The sequence below is a fragment of the Okeania sp. SIO3I5 genome (assembly GCF_010672085.1).
In the GTDB taxonomy this organism is placed as follows: Bacteria; Cyanobacteriota; Cyanobacteriia; order Cyanobacteriales; family Microcoleaceae; genus Trichodesmium.
Genome location: NZ_JAAHHT010000338.1, coordinates 1 through 7,907, shown reverse-complemented (window position 1 = coordinate 7,907; position 7,907 = coordinate 1). Strand labels below are relative to the sequence as shown.

Here is a 7,907-nt window from a genome sequence, read left to right as displayed (position 1 = left end):
TGACACTGATTTGGCCACGGATACACGGATGATCAGACAGTTATCAGTTATCAGTTATCAGTTATCAGTCACGACTGCTGAAACTGGAGGGCATGACACTGATTTGGCCACGGATACACGGATGAGTAGACAGTTATCAGTCACGACTGCTGAAACTGGAGGGCATGACACTGATTTGGCCACGGATACACGGATGATCAGACAGTTATTCAGTTATCAGTACCGACTGCTAAAACTGGAGGGTTGAAATACTGAACTTGACTTTTTTTCATCTCCTTAAAAGGGGTAGAAGACCTTGTTTTTTGGTCACTCGCCCCTACAATTTTTTGATAGAGAAATTATAGTCAAAAAATAATATTTTTTAGGATTTATTGGTATGGAAAAAAAGTTAAAAAAACTCTGTGTGGTAATTGATACTAATATATGGAAACAAAATTCTACTATTTTACTAAAAACGCCTTTAGGAGCAGCATTACTTTATTGTCTCAAACAAAATAATGGCTGTATTGGGTTGCCAGAAGTTATTGAAAATGAAGTAATAAAACATACTATTAAAGATGGATATAAAGCTGTTGAAAATATCAATAACAACTTTAAAATAATTGAAATTATCATGGGAAAGCGTTCTGATTATGAAGTACCAGATGAAACTGCAATTAAAGAGTCTATAGAAAGCAGGATAAAAGAAATTGAGCCGTGGATTAAAAGAGTTCCGTTTACTTTGGAACACGCTAAGTCAGCACTTCAGCGCGTAGATGAAGGAACGCCACCTAATGGAGAAAAAAATCAACAATTTAAAGATTCTGCTATTTGGGAAGCATTGCTTTCTCTACTGAGAGAAAATTACGAAGTTCACTTTATAACTTCAGATAAAGGTTTTTTTAAGAATAGAAATGATAATTGTAGTCTCCTGGCTGAAAATCTTGAGGAAGACTGCAAAAATTTAGGTCAAAAAGTGTTTATATATAAGGATTTTAAATCATGTTTAGATAAGCTTCAAGCTGATGTACCAGAACTAGATAAAACAAGTATTATTCTAGGAATATATAAAGAAGTTAATCCTGATTCAGCCCAATATTTACTTTCGGAAACAGGCTTTGAAATAACAAAATTTTCTCAAGATTTATCTTTAGTTTCAGCATTTATTACAGAAGCTACAAATAAACTAGCTCTAGAGTTTGAACTAAAGTATTATTTATCAGATTTTCAAAGCACAGAAGAAAACGAAAGACAAAAATCTATATTAACAATTGAAGGAGAATGTATGTATGACTATACCGATAAAAATTTGAGTGAAATTCTTCTCAAGAGTGAAACAGTAAATTGGTTAAATGCTGATGGTACACCAGGTAGAAGAGGTGAGGTTTATCTTCGTATGACTTGTGTTCTAGGTGGTGGAAATAAGGAAGTTAAGTATAAATTTCGAGAGCAACTTTAAGCAATAAATTAAACTGAGAATAGAGATGAAAAACATAAATTTTTGCCTGCTAAAGTTAACTTGGGAATGTTTAATTTTGCTACTCATATCAAATCCGGTAGTATCGGTAGAATTCAATATCGTAGGGGTTTGGTCTCCAAACCCTCCATAAACTAGGAGTTTTCGCTCTTTTCTTTTCTGATGGTAGAATTATATCACTCCGATTTATCGGGAATCGTAGCCAGCGGATTTGATATCAAATAAAAATTATTGAAATTATGTTTACTAAAAAGGCTTCTCTCCATTACAAAGATGAAAAATCAGATAAAGTTTATGAAGTGGAAATAGTTTACCTAGCTTGGGAAAAATATCAGGTTAATTTTGCCTATGGTAAAACAGGGAGTAAACTTAAAACTGGTACAAAAACAAATACTCCTGTTTCTTTAAAAGAGGCTAAATAAATATTTGATAGCTTAGTTCATTCCAAGGTGAATAAAGGATATAAAATTTATGATTCTAAATATTTTTCTGATGATTATTTGTTAGAAATATCCTTATCTGACAGACAAAAAATTATTGATAGCATTAAGCAAAAAAAAGTAGATAATTTTTTAGAAGAACTTGAAAAAGCTGGATTAAATCCTGGAGGAGATTTGGTAGGACTTGACTTAAGTTATGCTGATTTAAGTAACCTTGACTTAAGTAGTTGTAACCTTTATCAAACAAATTTAATTGGGGCAAATTTAACAGGTGCAAAACTTCAAGGTGTTATTTTAGAAAAAAGTCAAATTGACGAAACGACACAAATAGATCCTAAATGGCGATTACTTTGGGAATTAGTGAATTTAGGAGGAGAAAATCGAGACTTAAAAGGAGTCGATCTTAGTGATATTGAGATTAATTTTTATAATTATAACGATTACGATTCACGAGTAAATTTAACTGGTGCTAACCTTGAAGGTGCAAATTTCAGTAACTCCTATTTATATAACTTTGATTTTACTAATGCTAATCTCAAAAATGCTAATTTAAGTGGCTCTGAACACGCTTCTTTATACGGTGCTTGCTTAGAAGGAGCAGATTTAAGTGATACTTGTTTTATTTCAGGTGATTTTGAGGATACTATTTGTATTAATGCTAACTTTAGTCGAGCTTCTTTTTGGCACGAAGATGCACATTTTAGAAATGCTAATTGTAGAGGAGCAAATTTTCAGGAAGCAACTTTTTGTTTAGGTGAAATGGATGGCGCAGACTTTAGCTATGCAAATTTTTCAGGTGCGAAACGCTTATATGACTTTTTTGCTAGTTCTGAGCTACATACAAAAGAAGTAAATTTTCAAAATGCTAATTTCACAAATACAGATTTATCAGGAGTAGATTTTAGTGGGATTAAGTTGATTAATTTAACTGGAGCAATATTTGACGAAGCTAATTTAAAAGAAGCTGATTTTTCAGGTTTGAATTTAAGTAATACTTCTTTTAAAAATGCGAATTTGCAGAGAGCAAATTTAGAAAAATGTAATTTAGAAAATGCAGATTTTACTGGTACTAATCTTGAATATGCTAACTTTAAAGGAGTGGCTCTTAGTCAGATTCGCTCTTGTGAAGGTGTGATAATTAATGGCAATACTCTAGTCGATTCGGAATGGCAAGAATGGTTAAAATCTCAATAATATTTCAGTTTTCAAGAAAATATTTAAACGGAAATTAATTTAACTTTTATTTGATTTCCCTATCTCTCTATTCTTGTGAATCTTGATATAAATACTTCTCTACAAAATCAGTAATTTCTTTATCTCGAAACTCTTGAGCTAAATTTTTCAAATGTTGAGCAAAGGGAATATATTTTTGGTCTAATTCTTCTAGATAAGCTGCTCTTTCTTGAATTTTTCGCATACTACCTAGCATGGCAAATTCATATAATATTTCCATTTCTTCAGGAGGAGGTGGAATTATAGATTCAAGTTTTTCTGATAGACTAATATTATTTCTATCTAGTTCTTCTTCTCCTACTTCTTCTTCATAAATCCAATCTAATTTTAAATATTCTCCTAATAGCGAGAGTAACTTATTTTCATCAACTGGCTTAGATAAAAAATCATTACAACCTGCTATTTTACTTTGCTTTTTATCCATATCTAAAACACTGGCAGAAACTACAATAATGGGGATATTTTTTACTTCTGGCAGACTACGAATAGCTTGAATTGCTTCAACTCCATTTTTTACGGGCATTACTAAATCTGTCAAAATTAAATCTGGCTGAAATTTTTGGGCTAGGTCTATTTCTTCTTGACCATTTACACCAAGAATTATTTCAAACCCTAAAGGTTCGAGCATATTTTGCAGCACTAATAGATTTTCTTGTTTATCATCTACTACTAAAATTTGGCGTTTTGTTCCTTGGTATCCAATGATTCGACCTATAGGTTCATCAATAGTTTCTATTGAGGTATTAACTGTAGGTAAATTAACTTCAAACCAGAAAGTTGAACCTTTACTAAATTCACTTTTAACCTTTAACTTACTTCCCATTAATTCTACTAATTGCTTGGTAATAGTTAGTCCTAAACCTGTTCCTTGCTGTCGATGTTTAGTATCTCCTACTTGTTCAAAAGGTTGAAATATTTTCTCTAAATCTTGCGCAGTCATGCCGACTCCCGTATCAATTATTTCAAACTGAATAGTTGTCATATCGGTTTGATTTTCTATCTGCCTAACATTAAAAGTTACTTGACCATTATCAGTAAATTTTACAGCATTTCCTAATAAGTTTAATAGTACCTGTCGCAGACGTTTTTCATCTGCATTAATGCCAGTTGGAAGGTGAGGTTCTAGTTCATATTTGAAGAGAATATCTTTTTCTAAAGCACGCATTTTAATAATTCCTACGATACTTTCTAGGAAAGAAATAAAGTGAATTTCACTGGGGTAAATCTCCATTTTTCGAGCTTCTATTCTGGATAAATCTAAAATATCGTTAATCAAAGTTAAAAGATGATTTCCACTATTATGAATAATACTTAAAGCATTTTTTTGAGTAGGAGTAAAGTTGCGATCGCGTTGGAGAATTTGAGCATAACCGAGGATACCATTTAAAGGTGTTCTCAGTTCGTGACTCATATTTGAGAGAAATTCACTTTTTGCTTGGTTAGCTGTTTCTGCTACTTGTTTAGATTTTTTCAGTTGTTTTTGTTCAAATGATTGTATTTGCCAGAGAATAATCATCATCATTGTTGCTAATGCTATTACCACTACAGCAATAATATTAAGAGGTCTAAGTTGAAATTCAATATTTTCGCGGGGAATGACAAGAGCAACTGACCAATTTGCTTCTTTTAGGGGTAAATATGCCACATACTGGAAAATTCCATCTATTTTAGTTAGTTGAATTCGTTGTTGTTTCGCTACCATTTGTTGAGCAATAACTGCCAAACCTGGGTCTGAAGAGTTGAGTAAACTTGGCGCTGGTTTCTCTAAGGTTGACATTAACTTTGAGTCTGGATGAACGATCGCTTCTCCTTTGGAGTTGAGAGCAAAAGCATAACTTTGTTCGCCATATTCCAAACTATTTACGACATCAATGACTTTTTCAATATCAACTACAGCATCAACCAAACCTATAACTTTTCCCAATGGTTTTTCCGGTTCGGGGATGCCAGAAAAAACTGCTGCCTCAAAAGCTACTATCCTTTTACCTTTGGGGATGCGAGCAATAATCGGATCGGATAAAGTTGTGACACCCTTATTCAGAGCTTCTTGAACGTGTTCCCGGTCTTGCAGGTTAATGACTCCACTGGGTTCTCCCTCTACTGTAGTGTATAAAAAAGCATCAGCATCAATCATTCCTAAATACATAAATTTCGATAAACGTTTTTCTTCTGCTTGCAAATAGGGTTTAATTTGAGACCACTCCATAGTTCGGAATGTGGGATTATTTGCTATTGCTTCCAGGGAAGCTTTTTTATTACTCAACCAACTATCAATTTCATTCACACCTTCCTGTACTTCTAGAAATGCTTTGTCTCGTAAATTCTCTAAAATTAAATTCTTAACTATTTGATAGCTGAAGTAAGTAGTAAAACTAACAAATAATGTTGTACCAGCAATAATTACCCGGACAAAAAAATTACGAGATGAATTTTTTTGTTGAGACTCTGATAAATCCGGTTGTTGATTTTTTTTGCCTAACAAACTCATTTTTATTTCCTCCTCCAACTAATTAATCATTTAACTGGGAATTATTATCCTGAAAAATTGGCAGAATAATAGTAAATATTGTACCTTGATCTAGTTTTGATTCACAGAAAATTTTACCTTGATGTTTTTCTTCTACAATTTGCTGAGAAATAGAAAGCCCTAATCCTGTTCCTTTCCCCGCTTCTTTTGTAGTAAATAGATTATCAAATATTTGGCTTTTTATCTCCTCTGATATTCCAGGACCATTATCTTGAATTTTAATCATTACTTCCTGAGAATCAAGACTAATTTCAGTAGAAATTTTGATTGTAAAATTCTCAGATTTTTTTTCTTCATCAGTTACTTCATCAAATACATCAATTGCATTAGCTATTAAATTCATAAACACTTGATTTAGCTGTCCTGGAAATCCTAAAATTTTGGGAATATTTCCATAATTTTTAATGACATTAATTCCAGAGCGATATTCATTTGCTCTTAATCTATACTTGAGTATCATTAAGGTACTATCAATGCCATCGTGAAGGTTAAAAGTTACTTTTTTCTTTTTGTCTCTACGGGATAATCTTTGCATTGATCTACTAATTTCCTGAATTTTTTCAATGCCTTGTTTCATAGAACTAAGCATTTTCGGCAAATCATTTAATAAATATTCAAGTTCTATTTCTTCAGCTTTTTCTTGGATAATTTTTCCAGAGACAGGAAATGTTTCTTGATATAATTTTAAATACTCAATTAGCCCTTCTACAGCAACTTCTGTATGTTCTAAATTACCTGCAATAAAACCCAAAGGATTCTTAATTTCATGGGTAATTCCTGCTAGAAGTAAACCTAGAGATGACATTTTTTCACTCTGAACTAATTGCAATTGTGATTTTTGTAGTTCTTGTAAAGCTCTATTTAGTTTTTTTGTCCGTTCTTCTACTTGTTGTTCTAGTTTTTGACTCAAAAAGTAAAGCTGAATATGGAGATTAACTCTAGCTAAAAGTTCTGAAATTTGAATTGGTTTAGTTACATAATCAACTGCCCCTACTTCAAATCCTTTAACTTTATATTCTGAATCACTAAGAGCAGTCATAAATATCACTGGAATATTTTTAGTTTTTTCATCTGTCTTTAATCGACGACAGGTTTCAAAACCATCTATTTCTGGCATTAAAATATCTAGCAAAATTAGGTCTGGACAAGCAAACTTTGCCCTTTTAATACCACTTAGACTATCACTAGCAATTAAAACATTAAATCCCTTATCTTCTAGAGCATTAGCTGCTAAACTTAAGTTAGTTGGGTTATCATCAATTACTAAAATGGTGCTTTTATTGCTTATATTAGTATTGAGACTATCGTTTTTGGTGGGTTTCATTACCATATCTATTGCATAGATTGATAAATTATTATAATACTTTATCAACCGACTATACAAAATAGTATAGCAATTCTCAAATAGTAAGATTTCAGCCCTAACCGTAATAGGGCTGAGAGCTATACTACAAACAAAAACTTTATTATAATATCATGTCCGGATAATCACTTATAAAAAAACCTTTTCCCTTTGAACCTTTCTTTTCCTTCTGCCCCCCTTTCAAAGCAGGGCTGTTTCAAAGTATCGTGAGTTATAGTAATGTGCGCTGGCATATTTACAAATTAGAGGAGGTTTCCAATCGCTAAAAGTTTTATATTATCCGTTTTTTATGGCTTTGTTGCCTGTTGCCTATTGCCTATTGCCGGAGCACAGCGCTATAACAATTTACAGCGCTTTTCAAATGGGTGAACCACATCGCCATAACCAAAGTTTTGTAGGGAAGTTCCATGGAACCTTACTATACAGCGCTTTTCTTTCTTGATGAACCACATCGTCACAACCAAAACCCTGTAGGGGCGTTCCATGGAAGGTCCCTACTGTGGTCTACTCAACTGAAAAGCACAGCAAGGGCGAATGCCATTCGCTCCTACTGTGGTTTACTGAAATGAAAACCGCTGTAAGGAGAACGTGAGATGTTTAGGAGCAGATTATCTCCTCCAAGAACTGAAGAAACCCACAATCAAATTCAGAGCTGTTTTTATTTGATAGGTATTTTTTGACTCTTGTTTTCATGCTGGTTACTGCTTTTGAGGCGATCGCTATAATCTATTAAGCGATCGCTCTATTTGTCATACGCTATATATAGAACCCATTTGATATCTCTAGAAAAGAGGGAGTAGGGGAGCGGGGTCGGAGGAGAGCGCTCGTTTTGGCATTGTTCATTCATTGTCTGAGCTAGAATATTTACAACCCTACATTTTTTGAGTC

6 protein-coding genes are annotated in these 7,907 nt (G+C 33.0%); 4 read left to right on the top strand and 2 right to left on the bottom strand.

Features of this window, described 5'->3' with window-relative positions; translation table 11 throughout:
* The 4 genes from F6K40_RS37065 to F6K40_RS37050 all read left to right on the top strand — a co-directional run.
* The coding region (locus F6K40_RS37065; protein WP_293144250.1) for a hypothetical protein at window positions 1-247 on the top strand (247 nt) is incomplete at its 5' end.
* Between the two features lie 129 nt (window positions 248-376).
* Window positions 377-1,438, top strand: coding sequence for a PIN domain-containing protein (locus F6K40_RS37060; RefSeq protein ID WP_293144248.1), 1,062 nt, complete (start codon window positions 377-379; stop codon window positions 1,436-1,438).
* Window positions 1,439-1,695: 257 nt separating this feature from the next.
* The gene (locus F6K40_RS37055; RefSeq protein ID WP_293144246.1) at window positions 1,696-1,878 is read left to right on the top strand and encodes a hypothetical protein; all 183 of its coding nucleotides are present in this window, start codon (window positions 1,696-1,698) and stop codon (window positions 1,876-1,878) included.
* A 27-nt stretch (window positions 1,879-1,905) separates the two neighbouring features.
* Window positions 1,906-3,090 carry a pentapeptide repeat-containing protein gene (locus F6K40_RS37050; RefSeq protein ID WP_293144244.1) on the top strand — a complete coding sequence of 395 codons (1,185 nt, stop codon included), beginning with the start codon at window positions 1,906-1,908 and terminating at the stop codon, window positions 3,088-3,090.
* A gap of 67 nt (window positions 3,091-3,157) precedes the next feature.
* Here F6K40_RS37050 and F6K40_RS37045 read toward each other — a convergent pair whose 3' ends face one another.
* Entirely contained in the window at window positions 3,158-5,617 is a 2,460-nt protein-coding gene (locus F6K40_RS37045; RefSeq protein ID WP_293144242.1) for a hybrid sensor histidine kinase/response regulator, read from the bottom strand.
* 22 nt (window positions 5,618-5,639) lie between these two features.
* The gene (locus tag F6K40_RS37040) at window positions 5,640-6,980 is read right to left on the bottom strand and encodes a hybrid sensor histidine kinase/response regulator (RefSeq protein ID WP_293144240.1); all 1,341 of its coding nucleotides are present in this window, start codon (window positions 6,978-6,980) and stop codon (window positions 5,640-5,642) included.
* Window positions 6,981-7,907 lie beyond the last annotated feature (927 nt).

Bases quoted from the DNA above. Each gene is read 5' to 3' on its own strand.
- F6K40_RS37055 (WP_293144246.1), top strand. From the start codon at position 1,696: ATGTTTACTAAAAAGGCTTCTCTCCATTACAAAGATGAAAAATCAGAT.
- F6K40_RS37040 (WP_293144240.1), bottom strand. From the start codon at position 6,980: ATGAAACCCACCAAAAACGATAGTCTCAATACTAATATAAGCAATAAA.
- F6K40_RS37060 (WP_293144248.1), top strand. From the start codon at position 377: ATGGAAAAAAAGTTAAAAAAACTCTGTGTGGTAATTGATACTAATATA.
- F6K40_RS37045 (WP_293144242.1), bottom strand. From the start codon at position 5,617: ATGAGTTTGTTAGGCAAAAAAAATCAACAACCGGATTTATCAGAGTCT.